At 61.4% G+C, this 26,209-nt stretch carries 28 protein-coding genes; 11 read left to right on the top strand and 17 right to left on the bottom strand.

Annotated elements, in window-relative coordinates; all coding sequences use genetic code 11:
* Positions 1-19: 19 nt before the first annotated feature.
* On the bottom strand, positions 20-340 hold the full coding sequence (locus ABIE16_RS16390) for a DUF2388 domain-containing protein (protein ID WP_150815279.1): 321 nt from the start codon (positions 338-340) through the stop codon (positions 20-22).
* 118 nt (positions 341-458) lie between these two features.
* Here ABIE16_RS16390 and ABIE16_RS16385 point away from each other — a divergent pair, with 118 nt between their 5' ends.
* A complete protein-coding gene (locus tag ABIE16_RS16385; protein WP_429521557.1) occupies positions 459-1,568 on the top strand; it encodes an NAD(P)/FAD-dependent oxidoreductase in 1,110 nt (369 codons plus the stop codon).
* Positions 1,569-1,640: 72 nt separating this feature from the next.
* Entirely contained in the window at positions 1,641-2,237 is a 597-nt protein-coding gene (locus ABIE16_RS16380) for a DinB family protein (protein WP_090456455.1), read from the top strand.
* Here the strand turns inward: ABIE16_RS16380 and ABIE16_RS16375 are convergent.
* The 5 genes from ABIE16_RS16375 to ABIE16_RS16355 form a co-directional block, all read right to left on the bottom strand.
* On the bottom strand, positions 2,158-3,078 hold the full coding sequence (locus ABIE16_RS16375; RefSeq protein ID WP_154862318.1) for a LysR substrate-binding domain-containing protein: 921 nt from the start codon (positions 3,076-3,078) through the stop codon (positions 2,158-2,160). The genes ABIE16_RS16380 and ABIE16_RS16375 overlap by 80 nt on opposite strands.
* Positions 3,079-3,225: 147 nt before the next feature.
* Positions 3,226-3,588 carry a DUF6124 family protein gene (locus ABIE16_RS16370; RefSeq protein WP_429521556.1) on the bottom strand — a complete coding sequence of 121 codons (363 nt, stop codon included), beginning with the start codon at positions 3,586-3,588 and terminating at the stop codon, positions 3,226-3,228.
* Between the two features lie 534 nt (positions 3,589-4,122).
* Complete coding sequence (locus ABIE16_RS16365) at positions 4,123-5,526, bottom strand: sensor histidine kinase (RefSeq protein ID WP_429521555.1); 1,404 nt, start codon at positions 5,524-5,526, stop codon at positions 4,123-4,125.
* Positions 5,504-6,187 carry a response regulator transcription factor gene (locus ABIE16_RS16360; protein ID WP_090456447.1) on the bottom strand — a complete coding sequence of 228 codons (684 nt, stop codon included), beginning with the start codon at positions 6,185-6,187 and terminating at the stop codon, positions 5,504-5,506. The genes ABIE16_RS16365 and ABIE16_RS16360 overlap by 23 nt, the downstream gene beginning before the upstream one ends.
* A 256-nt stretch (positions 6,188-6,443) precedes the next feature.
* Positions 6,444-7,049, bottom strand: coding sequence for a glutathione S-transferase N-terminal domain-containing protein (locus ABIE16_RS16355; RefSeq protein ID WP_429521554.1), 606 nt, complete (start codon positions 7,047-7,049; stop codon positions 6,444-6,446).
* A 370-nt stretch (positions 7,050-7,419) separates the two neighbouring features.
* Between ABIE16_RS16355 and ABIE16_RS16350 the strand changes: the two genes are divergently transcribed.
* The 3 genes from ABIE16_RS16350 (at position 7,420) to ABIE16_RS16340 (ending at position 9,998) form a co-directional block, all read left to right on the top strand.
* Positions 7,420-7,824 carry a TraR/DksA family transcriptional regulator gene (locus ABIE16_RS16350; RefSeq protein ID WP_007935965.1) on the top strand — a complete coding sequence of 135 codons (405 nt, stop codon included), beginning with the start codon at positions 7,420-7,422 and terminating at the stop codon, positions 7,822-7,824.
* 235 nt (positions 7,825-8,059) lie between these two features.
* On the top strand, positions 8,060-9,667 hold the full coding sequence (locus ABIE16_RS16345; RefSeq protein WP_429521553.1) for a methyl-accepting chemotaxis protein: 1,608 nt from the start codon (positions 8,060-8,062) through the stop codon (positions 9,665-9,667).
* A 127-nt stretch (positions 9,668-9,794) separates the two neighbouring features.
* Positions 9,795-9,998: a hypothetical protein gene (locus ABIE16_RS16340; RefSeq protein WP_150815150.1), complete on the top strand. Its 204-nt coding sequence runs from the start codon at positions 9,795-9,797 to the stop codon at positions 9,996-9,998.
* A gap of 5 nt (positions 9,999-10,003) precedes the next feature.
* On the opposite strand, the gene ABIE16_RS16335 is transcribed toward ABIE16_RS16340, so the two are convergent.
* The 3 genes from ABIE16_RS16335 to ABIE16_RS16325 all read right to left on the bottom strand — a co-directional run bounded on the left by ABIE16_RS16335 (position 10,004) and on the right by ABIE16_RS16325 (position 11,009).
* Positions 10,004-10,240, bottom strand: coding sequence for a DUF2789 domain-containing protein (locus ABIE16_RS16335; protein WP_007973758.1), 237 nt, complete (start codon positions 10,238-10,240; stop codon positions 10,004-10,006).
* 129 nt (positions 10,241-10,369) lie between these two features.
* Positions 10,370-10,600, bottom strand: coding sequence for a hypothetical protein (locus ABIE16_RS16330; protein ID WP_007973761.1), 231 nt, complete (start codon positions 10,598-10,600; stop codon positions 10,370-10,372).
* Positions 10,601-10,760: 160 nt separating this feature from the next.
* Positions 10,761-11,009 (bottom strand): hypothetical protein, encoded by a 249-nt coding sequence (locus ABIE16_RS16325; RefSeq protein ID WP_429521552.1) that lies wholly within the window; start codon positions 11,007-11,009, stop codon positions 10,761-10,763.
* A 412-nt stretch (positions 11,010-11,421) separates the two neighbouring features.
* Between ABIE16_RS16325 and ABIE16_RS16320 the strand changes: the two genes are divergently transcribed.
* The 4 genes from ABIE16_RS16320 to ABIE16_RS16305 all read left to right on the top strand — a co-directional run bounded on the left by ABIE16_RS16320 (position 11,422) and on the right by ABIE16_RS16305 (position 13,783).
* Positions 11,422-11,892 (top strand): hypothetical protein, encoded by a 471-nt coding sequence (locus ABIE16_RS16320; RefSeq protein WP_007986246.1) that lies wholly within the window; start codon positions 11,422-11,424, stop codon positions 11,890-11,892.
* Positions 11,892-12,095 carry a hypothetical protein gene (locus tag ABIE16_RS16315; RefSeq protein ID WP_429521551.1) on the top strand — a complete coding sequence of 68 codons (204 nt, stop codon included), beginning with the start codon at positions 11,892-11,894 and terminating at the stop codon, positions 12,093-12,095. Before ABIE16_RS16320 ends, ABIE16_RS16315 begins: the two co-directional genes overlap by 1 nt.
* 118 nt (positions 12,096-12,213) lie before the next feature.
* A complete protein-coding gene (locus tag ABIE16_RS16310; protein ID WP_090456440.1) occupies positions 12,214-13,227 on the top strand; it encodes an ABC transporter substrate-binding protein in 1,014 nt (337 codons plus the stop codon).
* A gap of 118 nt (positions 13,228-13,345) precedes the next feature.
* Complete coding sequence (locus tag ABIE16_RS16305) at positions 13,346-13,783, top strand: DUF3995 domain-containing protein (RefSeq protein WP_090456439.1); 438 nt, start codon at positions 13,346-13,348, stop codon at positions 13,781-13,783.
* Positions 13,784-13,904: 121 nt separating this feature from the next.
* Here the strand turns inward: ABIE16_RS16305 and ABIE16_RS16300 are convergent, their stop codons facing one another.
* From ABIE16_RS16300 to ABIE16_RS16270, 7 genes are all read right to left on the bottom strand, one after another.
* Positions 13,905-14,267, bottom strand: a complete 363-nt coding sequence (locus ABIE16_RS16300) for a Na+/H+ antiporter subunit G (protein ID WP_090456437.1) — start codon at positions 14,265-14,267, stop codon at positions 13,905-13,907.
* Complete coding sequence (locus ABIE16_RS16295; RefSeq protein ID WP_007986253.1) at positions 14,264-14,542, bottom strand: K+/H+ antiporter subunit F; 279 nt, start codon at positions 14,540-14,542, stop codon at positions 14,264-14,266. Before ABIE16_RS16295 ends, ABIE16_RS16300 begins: the two co-directional genes overlap by 4 nt.
* Positions 14,539-15,027 carry a Na+/H+ antiporter subunit E gene (locus ABIE16_RS16290; RefSeq protein ID WP_429521550.1) on the bottom strand — a complete coding sequence of 163 codons (489 nt, stop codon included), beginning with the start codon at positions 15,025-15,027 and terminating at the stop codon, positions 14,539-14,541. The genes ABIE16_RS16295 and ABIE16_RS16290 overlap by 4 nt, the downstream gene beginning before the upstream one ends.
* Positions 15,024-16,709: a monovalent cation/H+ antiporter subunit D gene (locus ABIE16_RS16285; RefSeq protein WP_429521549.1), complete on the bottom strand. Its 1,686-nt coding sequence runs from the start codon at positions 16,707-16,709 to the stop codon at positions 15,024-15,026. The genes ABIE16_RS16290 and ABIE16_RS16285 overlap by 4 nt, the downstream gene beginning before the upstream one ends.
* Positions 16,706-17,050 carry a Na+/H+ antiporter subunit C gene (locus ABIE16_RS16280; RefSeq protein ID WP_007986256.1) on the bottom strand — a complete coding sequence of 115 codons (345 nt, stop codon included), beginning with the start codon at positions 17,048-17,050 and terminating at the stop codon, positions 16,706-16,708. Before ABIE16_RS16280 ends, ABIE16_RS16285 begins: the two co-directional genes overlap by 4 nt.
* Positions 17,050-19,968, bottom strand: coding sequence for a monovalent cation/H+ antiporter subunit A (locus ABIE16_RS16275; RefSeq protein WP_429521548.1), 2,919 nt, complete (start codon positions 19,966-19,968; stop codon positions 17,050-17,052). Before ABIE16_RS16275 ends, ABIE16_RS16280 begins: the two co-directional genes overlap by 1 nt.
* A gap of 276 nt (positions 19,969-20,244) precedes the next feature.
* Positions 20,245-21,177 (bottom strand): DMT family transporter, encoded by a 933-nt coding sequence (locus tag ABIE16_RS16270; protein WP_340313845.1) that lies wholly within the window; start codon positions 21,175-21,177, stop codon positions 20,245-20,247.
* 84 nt (positions 21,178-21,261) lie between these two features.
* Here ABIE16_RS16270 and ABIE16_RS16265 point away from each other — a divergent pair, with 84 nt between their 5' ends.
* Both ABIE16_RS16265 and ABIE16_RS16260 read left to right on the top strand, forming a co-directional pair.
* Positions 21,262-21,825 carry a helix-turn-helix domain-containing protein gene (locus ABIE16_RS16265; protein ID WP_429521547.1) on the top strand — a complete coding sequence of 188 codons (564 nt, stop codon included), beginning with the start codon at positions 21,262-21,264 and terminating at the stop codon, positions 21,823-21,825.
* Between the two features lie 15 nt (positions 21,826-21,840).
* Complete coding sequence (locus tag ABIE16_RS16260; protein WP_429521546.1) at positions 21,841-23,259, top strand: FAD/NAD(P)-binding protein; 1,419 nt, start codon at positions 21,841-21,843, stop codon at positions 23,257-23,259.
* A gap of 677 nt (positions 23,260-23,936) precedes the next feature.
* Here the strand turns inward: ABIE16_RS16260 and ABIE16_RS16255 are convergent.
* Positions 23,937-26,186: an Ig-like domain-containing protein gene (locus ABIE16_RS16255; protein WP_429521545.1), complete on the bottom strand. Its 2,250-nt coding sequence runs from the start codon at positions 26,184-26,186 to the stop codon at positions 23,937-23,939.
* Positions 26,187-26,209 lie beyond the last annotated feature (23 nt).

The raw sequence follows: 26,209 nt of genomic DNA, 5'->3' as shown, positions 1-26,209 counted from the left end.
CCGCTGGCGATGACGATCTTCAGTGATCGGTGGCAACGCCTTCCTGGACGAGAATGGCGCGGGCCAGGTCTTCGTCGCTTGCATTGTTGAGGGCGGGATTGTCCTGGCGGACCTTTTTCAACAGTGCCTCCAGGTAAGCACCACGAATCGCACCGCCGCTGGCGACGAAGCTGGAAGCGTCATCCCGGGCGGGAATCATGAGTTTGTCGTCTTTGAACGTCGAGTACAGCGAGGCGGAAACCCCGGCGGAAGTGGCGACGTCACCCGCATCCACATCGGCCAGAGCCGAGCCGAAGGGTAAACAAAGTACCAGGGAAGAAATGATAAATATGCGGCGCATGACGGTGTCCTCCGACAGCATGAAGCATAAGGTAAGTACCACATAGTTTAGGATGCGTGACGGTCGCCGAGAGTTCCCTGGCATTAGCGAGGAACGGGGTGAGAGGGAGGCAAGGTCGTTGAACGTCGATATTCAAAGCGTGGTGATCGGGGCCGGCGTGGTCGGCCTGGCGGTGGCCAGGGCCCTGGCCAGGAACGGGCGGGAAGTGCTGGTGGTCGAGGCGAGTGAGGGGATCGGCACGGGCATCAGTTCGCGTAATTCAGAAGTGATTCACGCCGGCATCTATTATCCGGACGGCAGCCTCAAGGCGCGGCTGTGCGTGGAGGGTAAGCAGCGTCTCTATGCCTATTGCGATGAGCACGGCGTCGATTACCGGCGCGTGGGCAAGCTGATAGTGGCCACCGACGAGCAGCAGCACGCGGCTTTGCAGCGCCTGTTGCAGCAGGGGCGTGCCAATGGTGTCGATGACCTGCAATGGCTGGATGGCCCGCAGGCCCGGGAACTTGAACCGGCGTTGTCCTGCGTCGCGGCGCTGTGGTCGCCGTCTACCGGCATTGTCGACTCCCACGGGTTGATGCTGGCGCTCCAGGGCGATGCCCAGAGGTTCGGCGCCACGCTGGCCTTGCACACGCCGCTGCTGTCGGCCCGTTGCATCGAACAGGGTTTCGAGCTGCACATGGGCGGCAGTCAACCCATGACGCTGTGCTGTCGCGAACTGATCAACTGCGCAGGGCTGTCCGCTCCCGAGGTGGCGAGCAGCATCGTCGGACTGCCTGAGGCATTCATTCCCCGGGCGCATTTGTGCAAGGGCAGTTATTTCAGTTTCAGCGGCCGGGCGCCGTTTCGCCACCTGGTGTATCCGGCCCCGGAGAGCGCCGGACTGGGTGTGCACATGACCCTCGACCTGGGCGGGCAGGCGCGCTTCGGGCCGGATGTTGAATGGGTCGAGCACATTGATTACCGCGTCGAGCCCAATCGGGCCGAGGGTTTTTATCAGGCGATCCGCCGCTATTGGCCGGGGTTGCCGGACAACAGCCTGCAACCGGCCTACAGTGGCATTCGCCCGAAAATCAGCGGGCCGACAGAGCCGAGCGCCGACTTTCTCATCAGCGCTCGCGCCGAACATGGCGTGCCCGGGCTGGTGAATCTGTTCGGCATCGAGTCACCGGGGCTGACCAGTTGCCTGGCGCTCGCCGAGTTGGTGGTGAAACACCTGGACGACCGATGATCAGGGCTGGCGCTGCTTTGTGGCCATCGGGTCTATGCTAGGGGATGCGCTTACTGCCATCGGAGAACTCTGATGATCACCGTACGCACTGCCTGCCTGCTGGCCGATTACAAGCGCTGGGCCAATCAGCGCCTCTTTGACAGCCTCGCGGCGCTCCCTCCGGGCGAAGTCAAAAAAGAACGGGTGTCGGTGTTCAAAAACATGATTGGCACCCTCAATCACGTGTACGTGGTCGATTGCATCTGGCAGGCGCACCTCGAGGGCCGGGGGCATGGCTTCAAGACTTCACACGACCTGCTGCATGCCGATCTGTCCGAACTGCGCATGGCGCAAAAAAACATCGATCGCTGGTACTGCGACTGGAGTGCCCGGCAAACCGATGCCTCCCTGGACAAGCCCCTGGAATTCACCTTTGTCTCAGGCGAAAGCGGCACCATGAGCGCCGGCGCGATGCTGATGCACGTGGTCAACCACGCCAGCTATCACCGTGGCTGGGTGGTGCAGATGTACTTCGAGATTCCGGCCATGCCACCGGTGACCGACATGCCGGTGTACCTGCGCGAGTCCGAGCCGGTGCTCCTGCAGTCGATCAATGCCCCGATAGTGGCGCCGCCATGTGCTGTGCAATTTTCGAGCGCAACCAGCGTTCTGCCGGATCGTTATCGTTGACCCCGTTCCAGACCATCGACAGTTCGGACAGGTTGATATCAAACGGTGCATCGTCCGCCCGTAACTGACTGCTGCCTTCGATCAACGCATTGGCCGCGTAATCCGGCACGGTGGCGAGCATGTCGGTGCCCGCCAGCAAGGCCCGCAACCCCGCGAACTGTGGCACCGCCAGCACCACCCGGCGCGAACGGCCGATCCGCGCCAGGTCATTGTCGATGGCACCGCTCAGGTCCCCGGAAAACGACACCAGCGCGTGAGGGCGTTCGCAGAACTCGTCCAGGGTCAACGGGCCGGGGCGGTCATCGCCGCGCAGGATCTTCACGCTCAAGTCGCGCAATTTCTTGCGCTTGGCGTTGGCCGGCAATTCCGTGGTGTAGCTGATGCCGACGGAAATCTCGCCGCTGGCCAGCATCGATGGCATCAGCAGGAAATTCACTCGGCGCACCACCACGACCACGTTCTGCGCTTCTTCACGAATCTGCTTGAGCAGTGGCGGAAACAGTCCGAATTCGGCGTCGTCGGACAGTCCGATACGAAACACATCGCGGCTGGTGGACGGCTCGAAATCCTTGGCCCGGCTGACCGCCCCGGAAATGGTGTCCATCGCCGGCTGCAATTCCTTGAGAATCTGCAATGCCCGCAGGGTCGGCTCCAGGGTGCGTCCATTGCGCACCAGCAACGGATCGTCGAACAGATCGCGCAATTTTGCCAGCGATGCGCTGACGGCAGGCTGGCCGAGGAACAGCTTTTCCCCGGCCCGGGTCAGGTTCTTCTCGAACATCAGGGTTTCGAAAATCACCAGCAGGTTCATGTCCACGCGGCGCAGGTCGTTGCGGTTCATGGTGATGGCTCGGTGGGGTTGGGTTTTTTCAGTAAAGCACCAAACCCTGTAGGAGCGAGCTTGCTCGCGATAGCGGTGTGTCAGCTACATAAATGTTGAATGTGCTGCCGCCATCGCGAGCAAGCTCGCTCCCACACGTACGGAGCTTTACTCAGGCGGATCAAGTCGATCCAGCGCCCGGTTCACCGCCAATTCACCCAGCATGATGACCTGTGCAATACCCAGCAGCGTGTTGCGGTGCGAGCCCTCAAGAAAACCCGCCAGATCGTTGGTCATCACATTGGCTGAGGCCAGTGATTCGCAGGCGTGGGCCAGCAGGGTTTCGGTGTCGATGCCGGGGTTGATGGTGAACATCGTGGACGGTTTGTGGGGCGTGGCCATGATGTTGGCGGCGGGGTTGAGGTAGTGATTGAGGGCGCGTTCTGCGGCTTCGTGGAATTGCTTTGAATCGGGGCTTTCGTAGGGGGAGGCGGGATCTGTTACCGGGGGGTTGGGTGTTGGTTTGATCATCGATAGAACTCCAGTACTGTAAAAATTGGAGCCATCACTTTCGCTACCAAACGAAGGGCGGTGGCCATGCACAGGTTGGTAGACCGGAGTACTGGAACCGGCGCCCCCGAAGAGGCCCTGCGCATGACAACCATAAAAGCAGCAACTGCTTGAAGTGGCGCTACGCGCAGTACTCCGGGCTACCAAACCCGATCGCTGTTTTTCAGCGACCGGCTAACGATAATGCCCGGACTCAAGGCGCGTAAGCCGGCGGATTCTGGCGTAACCGTAGGCAATGGCGCAAGGCGTTGTAGCTTTCATCAAGTTACGCTGACAGCCGTTAAACATGTGCTTTAAACAGGCACCGCCATCGCGAGCAGGCTCGCCCCCACACTGGATTCCAGTGAGCAAAAATGCTGCGTACGACATCAATCAACTGTGGGAGCGAGCTTGCTCGCGATAGCGTAGTGTCAGGCGAATCATCATTGCCTGACGGATCGCCTTCGCGAGCAAGCTCGCTCCCACAGGTTTTGTGTCAGTTCAGGCAGATTTTTATCAGGCCGGGGGAATCAGACTCTCCCGACAATCAAGCACCAGCCGCGCGCCACCCAGTTCGCTGCTGCCCACTTCCAGGGTAAACCCGTGCAGACTGACAATCGCCGCGACAATGGATAGCCCCAGCCCGAAGCCGCTTTTATGATTGCCCGCCTCGGCGCGATAGAAGCGCTGGAACACCGCTTCACGTTCCGCTTCGGGAATGCCCGGGCCAGAGTCGAGTACTTCGATTCGCGTGTGCCCGCCATCATTGATCCCGCGCAGGATCACTGCGCCGCCGGGCGGGGTGAATTTGATCGAGTTGCTGAGCAGGTTCGCCACCGCTTCGAACATCAGCGCGCGGTCGCCATTAAGGGGCGGCAATGACGCGGGCAGGTGAAGTTGGAACACCAGGTCGTCGTCTTCCGCCAGGGGCAGGTAGAACTCATGCAGTTCTTGCAGCAACGCCACCGGGTCCACTTGGACGAAACCGGAGCGACGCTGACGATCTTCCAGCTCGGAGATCCGCAGCAAGCCTCGGAAACGTGCCATCAGCGTATCGGCCTCGGCCAGCACCAGGTCCAGTTGCATGGCCTGCGGCGAGCCCTCGCCGGCTTGTTGCTGCATGCGGTAAAGCTGCGCGCGCAGACGGGTCAGGGGCGTGCGCAGGTCATGGGCGATGTTGTCGCACACGCCCTTGACCTCGTTCATCAGGCGCTCGATGCGTTCGAGCATGGCGTTGACGATGGCGGCGAGCATGTCCAGTTCGTCACGCCGATTGGACAGTGGCAAGCGTCGGCTCAGGTCGCCGGCGACGATGGCCTCGGCACTGGCCTGAATCCCGCGAATGCGCCGCAACGGGCGGCGGCGCAGCAAATACCAGCCGACGATGCCCGGCACGATAGTCAGGGTCACACCCCAGAACAAGGCGTGAAGGATGATCCGGGTCACGGCAAACAACGAACCGTTGTCGCGCACCAGCACCAGCCAGCGGCCGTCGAGGGTGCGGGTCGCCACGGCGTCACAACTGTCGGCGGGCAGCGTCTGCTCGTCGCTGTCGCCGGAGGCATCGCAATCGCGCAGCATGTGGATCTTGCCATCGAGCGGCAAGCCGTCCGGAATGTAACGCAGGGCGCCGCTGAGGTAATGGTGCCGGGCATCGAACAGGCCGTAGGCGTCGATGCCGCGGATGTCGAAGGTCATGCTGACGGCGAGGGCGTCCACCAGTTGCTCGCCGGAGAAGCGTGAAAACAGGTGCTGGCGTTGCATCAGCGAATGCTTGGCCAGGTTGTCCAGGTAAGCGGAAACCTCGTAGTACATGACCCCCATGAGAATCCCGCTCCAGATCACGAACAGCGAACTGTAGAGCGCCAGCAGACGGCTGCTGGAAGAGCGCCAGCCTTTAGACGGGTTCGGCAATGACATAACCCGAGCCTCGCACGGTCCGAATCAGTGGGGCATTGCCAGGAGGGTCGATCTTCTTGCGCAGACGGCCGATGTGTACGTCGATCAGGTTGGTGCCGGGATCGAAGTGGTAACCCCAGACCTCTTCGAAAATCATCATCCGCGAGAGGATTTGCCCGGTGTTGCGCATCAGGAATTCCAGCAGTTTGTACTCGGTGGGCAACAGCGTCAGCAGCTGACCGTCGCGACTGGCTTCGTGGCTGATCAGGTTCAGTTCCAGATCCGCCACCCGCAAAGTGGTGGCCTGGGCGGTCACGGTGTTCTGCCGGCGCAGCAGGACTTCAACCCGGGCGGCCATTTCATCGGTGGCGAAGGGTTTGGTCAGGTAGTCGTCGCCGCCGGCGCGCAAGCCGCGTACGCGCTCATCGACGTCGGACAGCGCGCTGATCATCAGGATCGGCGTGGCCACGCCCATGGTCCGCAGCGTGGTGACGATCGCCAGGCCATCGAGCTCGGGCAACATGCGGTCGAGGGTGATCAGGTCGTAGTTGCCGCTGACCGCACGCTCCAGTCCTTCGCGGCCATTGTCGACCCAGTCGACGTCGAGGCCGTGGCTACTCAGTTCGGCGACAATCTCCCGGGCGGTCACGGCGTCGTCTTCGATGGTCAAGATGCGGGTCATAGGGCTGGCCTGATAAGCAGTTCAATACGAAGTTGCGAGCATTTTGCCAAGAATTGCCCGCGACTTAATAAATTAACTTTCATCTAGCTCGCGATAGCGGGCTGACAGGCAATTCATGTGTCGACTGACACGACGCCATCGCGAGCAAGCTCGCTCCCACAACGGATTGATGTCGAACACAAAGCCCGCGTACGACGAAAATTACTGTGGGAGCGAGCTTGCTCGCGATGACGGCAGATCAGGCAAAACGAATCTGTCAGTCAATCGGCGTACTGACAAACACCTCTAGTTCCTCGGCATACTTCGTGAACGCTGCGATCCGCGGAAACTGCGCCGCACTCACCTGGTCCGGCACCACCAGATTGGTGAAGCTCCAGGCCACCGCCAGCGTGATGCCGTCCTGCTCAATCGGACCGTCAGTCTTCAGCGGCTGTTTTTCCAGCTCCCGCTCCAGCGCCGAATAGGCTGCCGTCAGCTGTCCTTCGACCCGCTGCACCCAGGGTTCGAATTGAATCTCTGCCGGCCGCAGGTTGCGCTCGTAGTAAAGCTGCACGGACTTTTCGCTGGCGGCCAACGCCAGGCCGATCAGGCGCAGCGCGCGCAGGCGTTGACCCGGTTCGGCGGGCATCAGGCTTTTTTTGGCCAGGGTTTCCAGGTAGTCGATGATCAGCGTCGAATCCATCAACACTTCACCGTCATCCAGCACCAGGGTGGGCGCCTTGACCACCGGGTTGATCTGCTGGAATTGTTCGAAGTGGCGGAACACCGAGACCGATTGATGTTCCAGCGTGATTCCCAGGCATTTGGCAGAAATGGCGGCGCGCCTTACATAGGGCGAATCAAGCATACCGATCAGCTTCATGGTCCTTTCCTTTATATGGCCATTTCGGGAGGGACAACCTTAGCTGAGGTTCGCAGCCCTGCAAATGACAGTGAAAAATGCCCGGTCCAGGCCGTTTGTCATCTATATACAGCCGCTCGATTGAATTTCTTGCTATAAACGCACTCCGATTACCGCCTCAAAGCCTGCCGTAGAGCATTTTCAGGGCTTTGTCGGACAAATTCGCTGTCTTTTCAGTTGCTGAGGCCTCAAGTCGGCCTTAGACTGCCGCCCCTCGTAAATTGAGTGCCGGGTGGCGCTTGGAACAAACGGCGCCTTTCCGATGGCCTGCCCAGGCCTGCCGGAACGCTCCCTAATTCGCCTTAATGCACGTTTTTTTATAGAGATATCAATGACAAAGGACAAGTTGCTGGCCATGCCGGCGGATGACTACATGAATGCCGAGCAACATGCTTTTTTCTCCGAGCTGTTGCAGAACATGAAAGTCGAAACCCATGAGCGCATCGAACAGAACCGCATCGCCATCGAAAGCCTGGACACCCCGGCCGATCCGGCAGACGCGGCTTCGGTCGAAGAAGAGCGCACCTGGCTGGTGAATGCGATCGATCGCGATCAGCGCATGCTGCCTCAGTTGGAACAAGCGCTGGAACGCATCAAGGAAGACAGCTTCGGCTGGTGCGACGACAGCGGCGAGCCGATTGGCCTCAAGCGCCTGCTGATCAGCCCGACCACCAAGTACTGCATCGAAGCTCAGGAACGTCACGAGCAAATCGACAAGCACCAGCGTCAGGCCTGATTCTGTGGGGCAGCCCCGTTAATCCGGGCTGCCTTGAAAAGATCGCAGCCTGCGGCAGCTCCTATTCAATTGAAGTAGGGCGCTGTTGCAGGCTGCGATCTTTGTTTTCTGCCGTCTTCGATTTCCCGGTTCTTCTATTGATCTGCTGCAACGTTCGCGACTAAAGGCTCATGGATAATGGCTTTATGGTGGCGTTTAATGCGAAGACAACAATTAGAAGCTTTACGGGGTGACGATGATGACGCAAGACGGGTCTCTGGTTGCGGCAGTGCCCGCACCGGTGCTGTTGCCGAAAAACCGCTGGCTGACGCCAACGCTGCAAAGCATCGCCCTGATGCTGTTGTTAAGTGGTATGACACTGGGCGACGGGTCGCTCTACCTTGGCCTGCCCCTGGCCATATTGATTATCTGGCTGCCTCGTTTGCGTTCGCGCGCGACCCCGCAGGCGGCTTGCCCCGACAACCCCGATGCCATCGGCGCGTTGACTCGCGATCTTTCCTGCACCACCAGCCATAACGCACTGTCGGCCGCCGGTGTGGCGTTTTCGGTTCGGCAACTGGCGGACAAACTGCAATCGCAGCTCACGTCGGCGGCACAGATCGTCAGCAATGCCGAGGTCATGATCACCACCGAACAGGCCACCTCGACCCTCAGTCGCCAGGCGCTCAGTGCCGCCAGCGAGGCTCATCAAAGCGGAGTGGTCGGGCGTACGGAATTGATCGAGTCCATTTCGCGCATGCATCAGCTCAGCCAGCGCGCCAGCAACAGCCGTGAACTGATCGAAGCCTTGAGCCTGCGCAGCGACGATATCCAGCGAGTGACCCTGGTGATTCAATCCATCGCCAGCCAGACCAATCTGCTGGCATTGAACGCTGCGATAGAAGCGGCGCGGGCAGGGGAGCACGGTCGCGGGTTTGCAGTGGTGGCCGACGAGGTTCGCGGGCTCGCCGCACGCACGGCGACCGCCACGGGGGAGGTGGGCGAGATGGTGGCCGACATCCAGCATCGCACGGCGCAGGTGGTGGAGCAGATCCGCCAGCTGTCCAGCGACCTTGACTCCGGTGTGGAGCAGGTAGAGCGGACGGGGCAACATCTGGAGAACATTGCCCGTCTCGCGGCCAGTGTCGAGTCCCAGGTCGGGGAGATCGCCCAAGGGGCAGACACCAACCGCGAACAACTCGACAGCCTGTTTCACGCCATCGAACAGATGCGCAGCGATCTGGTGGTCAGCGACCAGCAGACTCAGCGCCTGGCCCATGCGGCGGTGCAAATGGAAGGGCAAGCCGAAACCATCAGTGAGCGTCTTGCCGAAGTGGGGTTGGATGACTATCACCAGCGGATCTATGACCTGGCCCGAGACGCCGCGAGCCAGATTGCAGCGCGTTTCGAAGCGGATATCGATGCCGGTCGAATCAGTCTCGACGATCTGTTCGACCGTAATTACCAGGTCATCCCCGACACCAGTCCGGCCAAGTACCAGACGCGTTTCGACCGTTACACCGATCAGGTTTTGCCAGCGATTCAAGAACCGTTGTTACCGCGTCACGAAGGATTGGTGTTCGCCATCGCCTGCACCCAACAGGGTTATGTGCCGACCCATAACAAGGTGTTCAGCCAGCCGCTGACGGGGGACGCGCAGGTCGATGCCTTGCAGAACCGGACCAAACGCAAATTCGCTGACCGCACCGGGATCCGCTGCGGCAGCCATCAGAAGGCCGTGCTGCTGCAAACCTATACCCGTGATACCGGAGAGTTGATGCACGATCTTTCGGTGCCGATCATGCTCAAGGGCCGGCATTGGGGTGGTTTGCGCCTGGGTTACAAACCGGAAAAACCGCGCTAGAAACGCCGTGCTGCCGGGTGATTGTTGCAAGTTCTGCAATTAACCTGTGCAGGATTTTGCTGTTTCCTCGCTGGGAAACTAATTAACATACCTACTAATTAGGTTGCTAATGAAGTTCGGGGGCAGCATGCAAGGCAAAGTTGATGTCGCGGTCATGATCGGCAGCGGAGTACCTGCCAGTCTTCGTTCCATGGGACGCAAGGTTTGCTGGGTAGTGTTGCTCAATGGCGAGCGCCGGGGCACGGCGTTCTCCAGTCGCGACGAAGCGGAGGAGTGCAAGGCTGCCTGGCTGGCGCAATTGAGCGCCGAAAGTCCTGGCAGCCTGCATTGAAGTTGTCAGTGGGTCTGGTGCATGCGCAGGTTCAGGTCGTCGACCACCCGCGCCCAGTCAGCGTCTTCGCGCAATTGTTCCTTGAGGAAGCCGGCCTGTTGCGGTGACCAGAACTCGGCGTCGATGAGTTTCTTGTCGTCAGGCAGGGAATGGCCGGCAATGAAGTCGTCGATCGCTTTCTGGCTGGAGTCCAGGCCGAGTTGGTCGAACAGGCCTTTCAAGTCATGTGTCGGTGATTCCATCTTCATCTCCTTGCAGGTCATCGGTCGGGTCGAGGGACGAGGCGCACCCTGGATTCGAGGGCGCCGCACCGGTGGAGTTCGATCGCAATATTCAAGTGCAACAATGAGCATAGACCGCCAACCCGACCATCAGGCTTTCAATGCGCCCGCATCGACCGCGGCCTTGAGTTCCCTGGCCGATTCCTGGGCCGCGATGGCGGCGACATCCGGGGTTTTGAACCAGCGATCCTTTTCGACCTGGTGATACGTCACGGTCTTGAGCGGTGGTTTGGCCCGCATGACAATCACGGCCTGGAACTCACCCTCGACTTCTCTGGCTTCACCCCGGATAAAAAACTCGCCGATATCAAATTCCGTCACGTTGCCGACTTCCCTTGGAAATACATTGTTGTTGTCAACGCACCCGATTTTCTGCGGATCCGTTTTATTGGGCGGGCAGTATGGCAGTAGTTGCCCGTCGACGGCTGAGATAAGTCGACGGGCAGACGAAACGTCGATGGAAGCGAGTGCGGTGGGCTAGTCAACCGTGTGATTCAAGAAACCGGGCGAGGGCACAGGCTTCGTTATGATTGGCTCGGAAACCTCTTACGCAGCCTGTAGAAATATCCTTGATGTGAAAGAAGGCAATGCCCGCCATTACCACTTGAAATCGCGGGCGGGTCGAGGCATCGGGAGCTGGTTCATGGATGCAGAACCGTGTCGGGTGCGGGGTTGGTGCTGTTTTCGAGTCAGGCACCAAGGGATAGGCAAAGTGGGTCAGCGTGCACATATGAAGTCCTTTTCATTGTTTACCGACGTATGTACGTCGTTTTGGCTAGTCTCCAAGAGCATCGCTGCTCTAGAATCACCCTCACTGGTGGGTGAATGACGTTTATCTAAAGCAATTTTTTGCGGACGATATGTAGGAAAAGTTTTTTTCTTGATGAGATTTTTCCCCGAAGTTGATAGTCCATAATTTTCTGGCAGCAGGAAGGGTGTTTTCCTTCAACCTGTGACGAACGCCAGTCAGGACGACGTGAGTGACGTTCCAGTAGTCTTCTCAAGCTTCGTGATGAATGAGTGCACTGCTCATTCAGGACCTCAACCCGGGTTCTTTGGCTACACCTTCGGCATTGCCGCTTTTTTGGCTGTGCGTTCATTTTTCGCGCACGGCACCATTATTCAGATGTGGGGATGTTTCCTTGGCAGTAAGTAATCTCGATATGCATGCTTTGTTCGTGCTGGGTGATTTGCGTGCAAAGCTGGTCAAGCAGTTTCAGTCACGTTTCGTTTACATCACCGAACAGAACGCAGAAGGCATTTACATTGCCGAAATCGATACCGAGTCAGCCCTGGTTGTGGACGACAAGCCCGGACTCAAGCTCAAGGTCGGCGATCATTTCAGCGCGTCCGTGCTGCCCAGCCGTGAAGGTGGCAAGCTGGACATCAAGTTCCGCGACATCAAGCTGACGGTCTACGGAATAGGCGATTACGCCTTCGTGACCACGGCCGACGGTCAGGGGATCGTGTTCAAGGAAGGTCACAGCGTGGTGATGGTGTTCGCTGCCCATCAACAGTTGCAGGAAGGCCTGACCAAGACCCTCAAGGCCGTGACCGCCAAAGCGGCCAAGTGGCGCAAGGGCGAGCTGGTGACCTTCAAGGCCAGCGAGTGATGACCCTGACCCGCGCCGATTTCCACGAACAGAACCTGGCCAGTGCTCAAGACGAAGCACGGCGGCTGTTCGGGCAGAAGACCATTCTGCAGGGAGCCTGGCTGAATTGGGTGGCGTCACAGCTTTACCAACTGCAACCGGCGGAATACGCCAGCATGGTCAGGCGAGAGCTGATGCGTTTGCAGGAAATTTCCGAAAACTGATCCACGCACCTCGAAAACGGGAACCTCTACTACAGTCAATGAACTGAGTATTCAGAGGCTTCGCGGTCTGCTGCCAGGCCACCCTGCTATTGCTGTGAACAGCACGAGGTGCAAAAGCATGAACGGATTTCGACGGTTGCTGGCTGCGGTCCTGGCCACTTTCGGTTTGCTGGCGACGCCCGCCCCGGTGTCTGCCGCCCAGGCGCCGATCCACTTTGCCGACCTGAACTGGGAAAGCGGCAGCCTGATTACCGATGTCCTGCGCATTATTGTCGAGAAGGGCTACGGGCTGCCGACCGATACGTTGCCGGGCACCACCATCACCCTGGAAACCGCGCTGGCCAACAATGACATCCAGGTCATTGGCGAAGAGTGGGCCGGTCGCAGCCCGGTGTGGGTCAAGGCGGAAGCCGAAGGCAAGGTCGTCAGCCTCGGCGATACGGTCAAGGGGGCTACCGAAGGCTGGTGGGTGCCGGAATATGTGATCAAGGGCGACCCGGCCAAGGGCATCAAGCCGCTGGCGCCGGACCTGCGCAGTGTCAGCGACCTGCCGCGTTACAAAGATGTGTTCAAGGATCCGGAAGCCCCGACCAAGGGGCGTTTCCTCAACAGCCCTATCGGCTGGACCTCGGAAGTGGTCAACAAGCAGAAGCTCAAGGCGTATGGGCTGGACGACAGCTACGTGAACTTCCGCAGCGGTTCGGGGGCGGCACTGGATGCGGAGATCAGTTCGTCCATTCATCGTGGCAAGCCGGTACTGTTTTACTACTGGTCGCCCACGCCGTTGCTCGGCCGCTTCAAGCTGATTCAACTCGAAGAGCCACCATTCGACGCCGAAGCCTGGAAGACCCTGACCGACGCCGACAACCCCAATCCCAAGCCGACCCGTTCACTGGCCTCCAAGTTGTCGATCGGTGTGTCCACCCCCTTCCAGAAGCAATATCCGCAGATTGCCGAGTTCTTTGCCAAGGTCGACTTTCCGATCGACCCGCTGAACAAGGCCCTAGCCGAGATGAGCGAGAAACATACACCGCCGCGCCAGGCGGCAGAGGCGTTCATGAAGGCCCATCCGGACGTCTGGCGGGCCTGGTTGCCCAAGGACGTGGCGGATAAAGTCTCCGCCGCCCTGTAGGCGCTGCCGCAGGTCGGGATCTTTTGATCTTTGTCATGGAAATGCAAAATCAAAACATCGCAGCCTGCGGTAGCTCCTACAATGTTCAGTTCATTTCCCTTTCAAGGATCTCTGAACCATGACCCTGGTGTTGGCTCAATCGCTGGTGACGATCTTCGCCGCGATCAGTCTGGTGCATGTGTATTGGGCGTTGGGTGGCGAGTGGGCGGCGGTGGCGGCGGTCCCGCAAGTACCGCAGGCGGGCAGCGCGCAACTGCGACCGGCGTTTAAACCGCGAGGCTGGATCACGCTGGTGGTGGCCGGGCTGTTGCTGTTGATTGCCGTGTTGGTGTGCTTGCGGGTGGGTTGGTGCCTGCCACCCTTGCATCACTGGTCGTTGCAGTGGGTGCTCAGTGCGATTGCGATTTTGCTGTTTGCCCGGGCCATTGGCGATTCGGATCTGGTTGGTTTTTTCAAAGAGGTCAAAGGCTCGAAATTTGCCCGGCTCGACACCTGGGTTTACTCGCCGTTGTGTGTGGTGCTGGGGGCGGGGTTGTTGGCGGTGGCCTGGGTCTGATCAAGCCACGTTTCTGTAGTGAAAATACTGGCCTCATCGCGAGCAAGCTCGCTCCCACAGGGATTGCGCTGAACCCTGTGGGAGCGAGCTTGCTCGCGATGAGGCAACACAAATCCTTGGTCTAACTACCGCTCTCCGTCCGCCGGCTGCTCACCTCAGCCGGCACATCATCCCCGGCCATGCGTTTACGAAACAGCGCCGCCCGGGCCAACAGCAAGGTGGTCACCGGCACGGTAATCGCCAGCAGGATCGGAATCAGCCAGGCGTGCAATACCGGCGCGGACTTGAGCGCCGAAAAATAGATGATCGAAGCCAGCGCCACGCACCAGGTCCCGAGCGTCGAGGCCAGGGCCGGTGGGTGCATGCGCTGGAAGTAGTCCTTCATGCGCAGCAGGCCCGTGGCGCCGATCAAGGCAAACAGACTGCCGAGCACCAGCAGGATCGCCACCGGGATCTCCACCCACAACGACAATGGCGTATTCATTCGATCACCTCGCCACGCAGCAGGAATTTCGCCAGGGCGAACGAGCCGACGAAACCGAACAGTGCGATCAGCAACGCCGCCTCGAAGTAGGTGTCACTGGCATAACGTATACCCAGCGCCAGCATCATCAGCATCGCGACGATGTACAGGTAGTCCAGCGCCAGAACCCGATCCTGGGCCGACGGCCCCTTGAACAGGCGGATCAGGGTCAGGATCATCGCCAGGGAAAAGAAGAACAGGCTCAGCAGGATCGCGTTCGACAGCAAGGGGCTCATTCGAAAATCTCCATCAGCGGACGTTCGTAGGTCGCCTTGAAGTGCTGGATGAACAGCGCCTCATCGTCCAGGTCGAAGACGTGCAACAGCAGAATGCTGCGGTCCAGCGCCAGCTCCGACCAGACTGTACCGGGCACCACCGTGGTGATCATCGACAGCGCGGCCAGGCCGTTGGCGTCACGCAAGTCCAGCGGTACCTTGATGAATTGCGAGCGAGGCGGGCGGCGACCGGCACTGAGCACGCTCCAGGCCACGGCGAGGTTGGACACCAGCACATCGCGCCCGACCACCAGGATCAGGCGCAGGATTACCCAGGGACGACGGATGCGCACCGGCAGCGGACGCAGCCTGCGCATCATCAATGGCGCACAGAATCCCAGCGCGGCACCCAGCAGCAGGTTGCCGGGGCTGATCGACAGGTTCAGCAACAGCCACAGCAGCCACAGGGCCAGCGATAGCAGCGGTGCCGGAAAAAGGCGCTTCATGGCTGCACCTCCTGCGGGGCCACTACGGCCGACGGGTTCGGTACGACGCGTGTGTCGAGCACCGCCATCACGTATTGCTGCGGGTTGTACAGGGCTTCGGCGGCGGCCTGGGTGTAGCGCAGCAGCGGATCGGCCTTGAAGGTCAGCGCAATGCTCAGGCCCAGCAGGGCGAAGATCGGTACGCATTCAAGGCGTCGCAACAGGGGCGATGGTCGTTCCGCAGGCGTCCAGAAACGCTGGATGCCCAGGCGCGAGAACGCGATCAGCGATGCCAGCCCAGACACGATCAACAACACCAACAGGCCCCACGCGGCGTTGGAAACCGGTGTGTCGCCGCTGTTGCCCAGGCCTAGCGGATTGAGCAGGGCGCCGATCAACCCGAGTTTGCCGATAAAGCCGGAGAGCGGCGGCATGCCGATGATCAGCAAGGCGCAGGCGATGAAGCTCAGGCCGAGAAACGCCATGGTCCAGGGAATCACCTGGCCGACCACGGCTTTCTGGTCGTCGTCGAGGTTGGTGCCTTTGGGCGGATACAGGGATTCCAGTGGCCGCGGCAGCAGTTCGGCTTCATCTTCGAGCAGGACTTCGTTGGCCGAGCGTGAGCGCTCGATCAGCTCGGCCAGCAGGAACAGGGCGCTCAACGCCAGGGTCGAGCTGAACAGATAGAACAGCGCCGCGCCAACCAGGTTCGGCTGGGCGAAGCCGATGGTCGACAACAGAATACCCGCCGACACCAGGATGCTCAGGCTGGCCATGCGCTCCAGGCGTTGCGCGGCGAGGATCGCAATGGCAGCGCAGACGATGGTCGCCATCCCGCCGTAGATCAGCCAGTCGCCGCCAAAGAACGCCGATGCCCCGGCCTGGGCGGAGAACAGCAGCGTCCACAGGCGCAGCAAGGTGTACACGCCGACCTTGGTCATGATCGCGAACATCGCCGCCACCGGCGCGCTGGCCGAGGAGTAGGCCGGCACCAGCCAGAAGTTCAGCGGCCACATGCCGGCCTTGGCCAGGAACGCAATGGCCAGGATCCCCGCGCCAGCGTGTAGCAAACCGCGATCAGCTTCGGACACCAGCGGGATTTTTACCGCCAGGTCGGCCATGTTCAGCGTGCCGGTGACCCCATAGATCAGTGCCGCGCCAATCAGGAACAGCGACGAGGCCAGCAGGTTGATCGAGACGTAATGCAGCCCCGACGACACCCGCGCCCGGCCCGAACCGTGGAGCATCAAACCGTAGGACGCGGCCAGCAGCACCTCGAAGAACACGAACAGGTTGAACAGGTCCGCGGTGAGGAATGCGCCGTAAAGGCCCATCAACTGGATCTGGAACAGCGCGTGAAAACTCGAACCGGCACTGTCCCAGCGGGCCATGGCGAACAGCAGGGCACTGACGCCGATGATGCCGGTCAGCACCAGCATCAGCGCCGACAGGCGGTCGACCACCAACACCAGGCCGAACGGCACTTGCCAGTTGCTCGGCAGGTACACACCGATGGAGCCGGGCACGCCGGTGGTCTGTGTCCATTGCAACAACGCCACGGCAATGCCCAGCCCGAGCAGGCTGGAGAACAGATTGATCCTGGCCTTGAGCGGCCGGTGCTTCTCGCCGAGCATCAGCATGATCGCGGCGGTCAGCAGCGGCAGTAGAATGGGCGCGACGATCAGGTGAGTCATCGCCATCATTCTTTGGGCTCCCGGCCATCCACATGGTCGGTGCCGGTCAGGCCCCGGGAAGCCAGCAGCACCACCAGGAACAGCGCGGTCATGGCAAAGCTGATGACGATCGCCGTCAACACCAGTGCTTGCGGCAGCGGGTCGGTGTAGTGCAACAGGTCCTGCGGCACGCCGTCCTTGATGATCGGTTCCTTGCCGATGAACAGGCTGCCCATGCTGAAGATGAACAGATTGACCCCGTAGGACAGCAGGCACAGGCCCATGACCACCTGGAACGTCCGTGGGCGCAGGATCAGCCAGACGCCGGACGCGGCCAGTACGCCGATGGCGATTGCGATGACTTCTTCCATCAGACGGCTCCTTTGGCGGCAACGGATCTGGGCTGGGCGGCGGTTTTGTGGCCGCGCACCGATTGGTGGGCGAGGGCGGTGAGGATCAACAGGGTCGAGCCGACCACCACGCCGTACACACCGATGTCGAAGAACAGTGCGCTGGCCAGGTGAATGTCACCCAGCAGCGGCAACGAGAAATGCCAGGTGTGGGTGGTCAGGAACGGATAGCCGACAACCATCGCGCCCAGGCCCGTGGCCGTGGCAATCATCAATCCCGTACCCATCCAGCGCAGTGGCCGCAGGCTCATTTGCGCCTCAACCCACTGCGTGCCGGCGACCATGTATTGCAGGATGAACGCCACCGACATCACCAGCCCGGCGACAAAACCGCCGCCCGGTTGATTGTGCCCGCGCATGAACAGGTAGAACGAGACCACCAGCGCCACCGGCAACAGCAGGCGCACCAGCACAGCCGGCACCATCATGAAACCGAGCGCGGTGTCGCTGGCGTGACGCGGGTTGACCAGGTCGGTAACCACATCCGGCGCGAGCAAGCGTTGCTGGGCCGGCAGTTGCAGGCTTTCTTTGGGCGGGCGGAAGCGGCGCAGCAGGGCGAACACGGTCAGGGCCACGGCCACCAGCACGGTGATTTCACCGAGGGTGTCGAAACCACGGAAGTCCACCAGCATCACGTTGACCACGTTGCTGCCGCCGCCTTCGGGCAAGGCGCGACTGAGATAGAACGAGGAAATATCGTTGGGGGTCTGGCGCGTCAGCATGGCGTAGGCCAGCAACGCCATGCCGACACCGACCGAGGTCGACAGCAGCAAGTCGCGGATACGCCGCACCCGCGCCCGGCGCAGGCTGCCCGGCAACGGCGAGACCTCCTCGATCCGTCGTGGCAGCCAGCGCAGGCCCAGCAGGATCAGCACCGTGGTCACCACTTCGACCGCCAGTTGGGTCAGGGCCAGGTCCGGCGCGGAAAACCAGACGAAGGTAACGCAGGTCATCAGGCCGCAGACGCTGACCATGGTCAGGGCCGCGAGACGGTGGTACTTGGCCTGATAGGCCGCGCCAAGGGCGCAGGCGATGGCCAGCAACCACAAGGTGACGAAGACGATCGACCCCGGGATTTTCGGCCGGTCACCCCAGTGAAGACTGCTGTGGAGCATGGGAATCAACCCGGCCAGTACGGCGGCGAGCACCACCAGGAACAACTGCATTTGCAGGCGCCTGGTGCCAATCCGGGGCTCCAGGCGACGGGCCAGGCGCATGATGGCGACCAGCGTGTATTCGAACAGGTGCTTGCCGTCCAGGCGACCGATGACGGGCGGACGATCGAAACGTCCGCGCTTGAATTGATTGCGCAACAGCAGATAGAGCAGGGTGCCGCAGGACAATGCGATCAGGCTCATAATCATCGGTGCGTTCAGGCCGTGCCAGATGGCCAGGCTGTACTCGGGCAGCGTGCCGCCGACCACCGGTTCCGCCGCCGCCGCGAGCAGCGGGCCGACTATCTGGGCCGGGAAAATTCCCACCAGCAGGCAGGCGAACACCAGCAACTCGACCGGCGCGCGCATCCAGCGTGGTGGCTCGTGGGGTGTGTGTGGCAGGTCGGTCGCGGGCGGGCCGAAAAACACATCCACGGTGAAACGCAGGGAGTAAGCCACACTGAAGGTACCGGCAATGGTTGCCACGATCGGCAAGCTCAGTTCGATCCAGCGCGTGGCATTGATGAAGACGGTTTCGGCGAAGAACATTTCCTTGGACAGGAAGCCATTGAGCAACGGCACGCCGGCCATCGAGGCGCTGGCGACCATGGCCAGGGTGGCGGTAAACGGCATCAGCTTGTACAGGCCGCTGAGTTTGCGGATATCGCGGGTACCGCTTTCGTGGTCGATGATGCCGGCGGCCATGAACAACGAGGCCTTGAACGTCGCATGGTTGAGGATGTGGAACACCGCGGCGACGGCGGCCAGCGGGCTGTTCAAGCCAAGCAACAGGGTGATCAGGCCCAGGTGGCTGATGGTCGAGTAGGCCAGCAATCCCTTGAGGTCGTTCTGGAACATCGCGCAATACGCCCCGAGCAACAGGGTGCAGGCGCCGGCGCCACTGACGATGTAGAACCATTCTTCACTGCCCGATAGCGAGGGCCATAGCCGCGCGAGCAGGAAAACCCCGGCCTTGACCATGGTCGCCGAGTGCAGGTACGCCGACACGGGCGTCGGCGCGGCCATGGCGTGGGGCAGCCAGAAATGGAAGGGGAACTGTGCGCTTTTGCTCAAGGCGCCGATCAGGATCAGGGGTAATAGAATCGGGTAGAGGGCATGGGCGCGAATCAGGTCGCCGGCGGCCAGGACCTTGTCCAGGTCATAGCTGCCGACCACATGGCCGAGCAGCATGACCCCCGCCAGCAGGCACAAACCGCCCGCACCCGTCACCATCAACGCCATGTAGGCGCCGCGCCGGGCATCGGCGCGATGGTGCCAGTAGCCAATCAACAGGAACGAGAAGAGGCTGGTCAGCTCCCAGAAAAACACGATCTGGATCAGGTTGCCGGAGATCACCAGCCCGAGCATGGCGCCCATGAAGGCCAGGAAAAACGCGAAGAATCGCGGCACCGGATCGTTCGGCGACATGTAGTAGCGCGCGTACAGCGAAACCAGGGTGCCGATGCCCAGCACCAGCATGGAGAACAGCCAGGCGAAACCGTCCATGCGCAGGACGAAGTTCAGGCCCAGGCTGGGCAGCCATGAAAACTCTTCGCGAATGACGCCGCCATCGGCGATCTGCGGGTACAGGAAGGCGACCTGAACGGTGCCGATCAGGGCGATCAGGCCAGCCAGCAGGGATTCGGCGTTACGGGCATTGTGCGGCAACACGGCCGCCAAACAGCTGCCTATGAAAGGCAGAAGCAGTAGAACTATCAGGGACATAGGCTTCTAATCTGCGGAAGTTTGTGAAGCATCATACGTGCCAGCTCCCGGATCACCAAACGCCAAGCTGTCGCAGAATCCTACACGGTAGACGGAAACGCCCTGATTCACATTGTTTCAGAGAGAGGTCGGGGAGCCAGTTCCGGCCTCTCGCGAGCTAGCTCGCTCCCACAGGGTATGAAGGTGTACACACAATCTTGTGTTCAACCCAAGACACTGTGGGAGCGAGCTTGCTCGCGATGGCGGCCTATCCGGCAATGCAAAGTTTGCGACTTATCACTGTGTTTCCCGCTCCAGCTCTTCCTCAGCCGGCGCAGCCTTACCCTTGGTCTTCAACTCACTGACAATCACCGCCGCCACAATCAACCCGGCCCCGACCAGGGCAATCGCCGGCAAGCGCTCCCCGGCAATGCGCCCGACAATCCCGGCCCATACCGGCTCGCCGGCATAGATCAGCGTGGCGCGGGTCGGTGACACGCTTTTCTGTGCCCAGTTCATCGCCACCTGAATCGCCGCGCTCGCCGCCCCGAGCCCCAGCGCGCTGCACAACAGCAACCAGGAGAAGTCCGGAATCGCCTCGTTGGTCGGCACCACCATCAGGAACGACAGCACCGAAGTGACCGCCAGTTGCACCACCGTCACCCGGCGCACATCGACCTGGCCGGCATAGGTGCTGATCAGAATGATCTCGGCCGCAATGGCCACGGCGCTGATCAAGGTGGCGATTTCACCGGGGCTGAAATTGAACGACGCACCTGACGGCCCGGACAGCAGCATCAACCCGGTAAAGGCCAGCATGATGCCGATGCTCGGCATCAACCCCGGACGCCGCCCCAGCACCAGCCATTGCAGCAACGGCACAAACGGGACGTACAGCGCGGTAATGAATGCCGATTGGCTGCTGGGAATGCTCTGCAACCCGACCGTCTGCAAGCCGTAGCCGAGCATGATCGCCACGCCGATAAACGACCCGGCCTTGAGTTCGAACAGGGTCAGGTCGCGCAGGTGACGCCAGGAAAACAGGGCGACGATGCTCGCGGCGGCGGCAAAGCGCAGGCCGACGAAAAACATCGGGCCGCTGACGGTCATCGCATGCTGTACCAGCAGGAAGGTACCGCCCCAGACCATCGTGATCAGTACCAGCACGCATTCGGCCTTGCTGAACCTTGTAAAACGGGAGGAAGCCTTTGGGGAATTCACCGACGTCATGACCTTGCACGCTACTGGAGGGGGACGCACAATGCGTCGAATGTTGCGCAGTATACTGCCCAACCCCACTCAGTGAGCAATATAGTGCACAAAGATTCTACCCAGCGGGCTTCGGTCCTCCAGCACGTCAGTCAAAACGTCCGTCGTTTACGTCATGCCGCCGACCTGAGCCAGACCGCACTGGCCGAAAAGTCCGGTGTCAGCCGTCGAATGCTGGTGGCGATCGAGGCAGGGGAAAAGAACGTCAGCCTGACCACCCTCGACCGGGTGGCCGAAGCCCTGGACGTTGCCTTCAGTGATTTGATCCAGGCCCCCGACGCCCGCGATCCCAGCCGTATCAATGAGCTGGCCTGGACCGGCACGATCCCCGGCAGCAGGGCGGTGTTGCTTTCCAAGGCCCAGGCCAGCCGCGAAGTCGAGCAGTGGGAATGGTGCCTGCAACCGGGCGAGGTGTATCCGTCGGAGCCGGACGCCGATGGCTGGAGCGAGCAGATTTATGTCTTCGAAGGGTGCCTGACCGTTATGCTCGGCGACCAGCCACAAAATATCGCGGCGGGTGAATTTTTTATGTTCGCCAGCAACCAGCCACACTGTTATCGCAACGACGGGGTGGTGGCGGCGAAGTTTGTGCGTAATGTGGTGATCTGAACAGGGAGTGCATGGATGGGCCAGACCTTGAACAATGACGCCGACATCCTGATTGTCGGTGGCGGCCTCAGTGGCGCGATGTTGGCGGCGCAGTTGATGCGTTTGCCGGGCCGGCGCCGGGTGCTGGTGATCGAGCCCCGGGCCGGGTTGGGGCGGGGTGAAGCCTATAGCGCGGTGGAACTGGGTCATACGCTCAACGGCAATGCGGCGCGGATGAGTGTTGACCCGGACAACGCCGACGACCTGACCCAATGGCTGACCGAGTACATCGAGGCGGGCGGCTGGCCGGAATCGGATCAGCAGCATGTGCCGATCAGCGAGTTGTTTCCGCCTCGGGGCGTTTTCGGCCTGTACGCCCGGCAGCGCCTGGCAGAAGCGCAGGCGGTGGGCGCCTTGGTCGGTTCGACGGTCGAGCATGTGCAGGCCGAAGTGGTCGATTTGCAAATCGATGCAGACGCCGTGCGGTTGACCCTGAGCGACGGCCGATGCTTGCAGGGCGCTTTTGCGGTGCTGGCCACCGGGATGTTTCCCGCCGCGCGCACCCCGCAAACCCGGTCCAGCGGCTTGAATGCGGCCGCTCTCGATCCGTGGGACGTGGCGGCCATGCGGCAACTCGATCCGCAAGCGACGGTCATGATCATCGGCTCGGGCCTGACCATGGTCGATGCCGTGGTGTCCCTGGAACAGGCCGGGCATCGTGGGCCGATCGAAGTGTTTTCCCGCCATGGGCTGCTGCCCCATGTGCGTCGCCAGCCACCGGCCTGGGTGGATTTTCTCGCGCAGGATCAGAGCATCCGCACACCTCGCCAGTTGATGCGCGAACTGCGTCGGCACTGCCGGGACGCCATCGCCCAAGGCATCGACTGGCAGGCGCCGCTGGACACGGTGCGGGCACACATCGGCCGCTTGTGGCATCAGGCGACCGACGTGCAGCGTCGGCAGTTCGTGCGGCATGTGCGGCCGTGGTGGGAAAGCCATCATCACCGCTCGCCACCCTTGAGTGCCGAGCTGGTTGAGCGCTTGTATAAAGAAGGGCGGTTACGTATTCACGCAGCCTCTTACCAGGGCCTCGAGCCATCGCTGAATGGCGAGGTGAGTATTCGCCTTCGACGGCGGGGCGAGGCGCAGACCTGTGTGGTCAGCGGTGTCGCCCTGATCAACTCCAGCGGTATCGAATACGACTGGCGCCGGGTCGCGCGACCGCTGCCCCGGCAACTGCTCGCCCGAGGCCTGGTCCGGCCCGGGCCGCTGGCCTTGGGCATCGCGGCAGAGGTCGATGGTGCGGTTCTGAACGCCGAGGGTCAGCCCGCCAGCCGGTTGTTTGCCATGGGTCCGCCGTTGCGCGGTATGTGGTGGGAAAGTACCGCCGTCACCGATGTGGCGAGCCAGGCCAAGGCGTTGGCCGAGCGGCTGTCGATCAGGTTGGGGGTCTGAGTACATATCCGTTGCTGCGGTAACGGCGGCTTATGGTTTCGCCCTTACGGCGAGTCCCTTTTGTCAAACGACACAAAAGGAACCAAAAAGTCTCGCCCCTTACGTACGGCCCCTCGCTGAGGCTCGGGGTTCCTTCGCTCCGGCATTCATCCGGGGGCATCGCCCTCCGGTTGGCTTCGCTGGCACCTACATGCGATGTGTTCGACTGCGTCGAACGGCGCTGCGCGCCAATCCCCGGATGAACACCTCCACTCAGCCTGCCGAGGGGGCGGGTGGATCAAGATCAAAAGCTGCAGGCGAGCTAACGCTCGGCCTGATGAGTGGTGAGAAGCGACGCGGTGGTGCGGGATGCTCTGCTTTTTGCTCTTCTGTGGGAGCGAGCTTGCTCGCGATGGCGGCCTGCCAGCCGACCGAAATCTTTCAGATGTACTGAGTACCTGTGGGAGCGAGCTTGCTCGCGAAGACGGCCTGCCAGCCGATCGAGATCTTTCAGATGTACTGAATACCTGTGGGATTGAGCCTGGTCCGGGCACCGCTCCAGTGATGGCAGCCAGACTACCGCTGGATTGCTCCCATCAATGCACCCGGCAAAAAACCGCGGCCCCCCACCCGAGGTCGCGGTTTTCCATAGGGTTGAAGCCGGCCCCATCAACCAGCGTGGCTAATGGAGCGCGGGCTCAGTTGGCGATCACCGGCACCGTGCGCACGGAGCCTTGGGTCGAGGTGATCGTGGCGGTCGGGTTCGCCGACGGAACGACCGTGGTGGTGTTGTTCACGGTCAACCGCCAGCGTCCATTCGCCGGTACGGTGGTGGTGCCCAGGGTGACCAGCCCGGTCGGAGTGGTGACCTTGATGGTGATGGTGTTGCCGGTGGTCACCGATGAGGTGCCGGCAAAGTCCCAGGTGAAGCGGTTGTTGGAGCGGGCTCTCACCGTTGCGGTGGTCACTGCGAAGGTTTCCGCAGCAGGCCGTGGCGAGACCTGCACCGTGACCGTGGCTGGCGACGTCGATTGGGCGCCGAAACTGTCCCGGGCAAAGTAGGTGAAGGTCGTGGTGAAGGCCGTGGTGACGGTGGCCGGTGGGGTGTAGGTGAGCACCGTGCCGTTACTGCTGACGGTGCCGCCACCTGCCAGCGGTTGAGTGAAGCCGGCGACGGCTAGCGGCACATTGCCTTCCGGATCGGTGTCGTTGGCCAGCACGTTGATTGGAATCGCCACACCCAGTGTCGTGACGGCATCGGCGACGGCCACCGGAGGCCGGTTAGGCGCCACGGTCATGCTCACGGTTGCCGCTGTCGTCGAGGCCAGGCCTTTGACGTCCTGGGCCTTGTAGGTGAAGGTCGTGGTCAACGGCGCGTTGACGACAGCAGGAGGGGTGTAGACCACCGCCGTAGTGCCGCTCAATGCCACCGTGCCCTGGCTGGCGGCCGGTTGGGTCAGCGCGGTAATGCTCAGCGGCGTATTGCCGTCCGGGTCCCTGTCGTTGGCCAGCAGGTTGAGGGTGATCGGCACGCCGAAGCTGGTGCTGCCGGTATCGGCGACGGAGATCGGTGCCTGGTTCGCGCCGGTGTCCGGAGCGGTGCCGACGACTACGACCGGCTCGATGTCACTGCCGCCGGCAGCGGATTTGACCGTTACGCTTGCAGGGGGTTGGGTCAAGTCAGCCACCGTCAGGCGTTGCAGGATTCCGGTTTTCGACAGCCGCCCGTAACCCTGGGCGACCATGTCCGGTACCACCACTTCGTCTGTGGAAGTGGCCTCGATCAGCAGGCTGTGATTGCTCCAGCTGTAACGGGCGGTCTGGATTTTCACCACGTCCGAGAGCTTGCTCGACACCGCAGTCGGGCGGGTGGTCCCGGCGGGGTTGGTAGCGGTGACCACCACGACCGGCGGCACCGTTGCGTTGGCCAGCAGATTCTGGGCGAAGAACACGCCGTTGTTATCGCTCACCATGTTGGTCTGGCAAGGTGACACAGGCGGGCCGGGGACCAGAGCGATGCTTTCGCGAAAGCACAGGGTCGAACCGTTGGCGGCTTTGGCAAACACTTCGACCCGGGTGGTGTTGCCGCCCGTGCCGGCTATGCGGCGGTAAGTGGCACGGGTCATGTCCACCGCGGTCTGCGCGCGGTTGTCGAGCACCTTGCCGGACAGGGTGAAGAGGTTGGTCTGGATGGTCCCGGCCGGACCCTGGATGCGCACGAAGTTGGTGTTGTTGGGGCTGCCGGTCACGGCTTCGGTGAGGTTGGGGTCGCCGACGAAGGTTTCGATGGCGCCGGTGTCCGGGTTCACCTCGGTGTAGGGACCGTTGACGCTGCGCAGGAACGGCCCGATCGCACCGTTGACCGCACCGCTGAAAACCCCCGGCGCACCGATGCCGACGTCCCTGGTGATGTTGATCGCCCGGCGCCCGGTGGTGGTGACGTTGACCGTTTCCACGCCATAGGGGTGGGTAATGGTGTAGGTCCCGGCAACGGGAATGTTCACCCGCAGACGAATCCGCGCGAAGCTGATCTGGTCGCCATCGAGTGGGTTGCCACCGGCAAATGCAGCCTCGATCCCGGCGACATAGACGTCCATGCCATAGCCGGCGGTGTTGTTGGGGATGCTGGTCTCGGCAAGGAACCAGAAGGCTTCGTCTGGCCAGTTATCCGGGAACACTATTGGCAGGGTGTCGTCGAAAATGCCCGGTGTCGGCAGCAGGGTGCACATGTAGGCCGGTGGCACGCTGGCTGCCACCCGCGAGCTGGCGGCGCGGGACTGGCACAGCTCCATCGACAGTTGATTGTTGTCCTGATACCAGATCGGGAATTTCCCGGTGGCAAAGGTGTAAGGACCGGGATCGACGGCGGCGAGTTGCGCGAAAGCACTGCCGGTCAGCGATAGAGTCAGTCCCAGGGCGTTGAGCGCCAGGCGTGGCCATTTGTTCATGATGCCTCCTGATGAGGATCCGG

Origin of the sequence: Pseudomonas sp. 2725, from assembly GCF_050434585.1 — a bacterium.
GTDB classification, from domain to species: domain Bacteria; phylum Pseudomonadota; class Gammaproteobacteria; order Pseudomonadales; family Pseudomonadaceae; genus Aquipseudomonas; species Aquipseudomonas jessenii.
The sequence above is the reverse complement of the archived record's forward strand: the minus strand, read 5'-3'. Positions and strand labels throughout refer to the sequence as shown.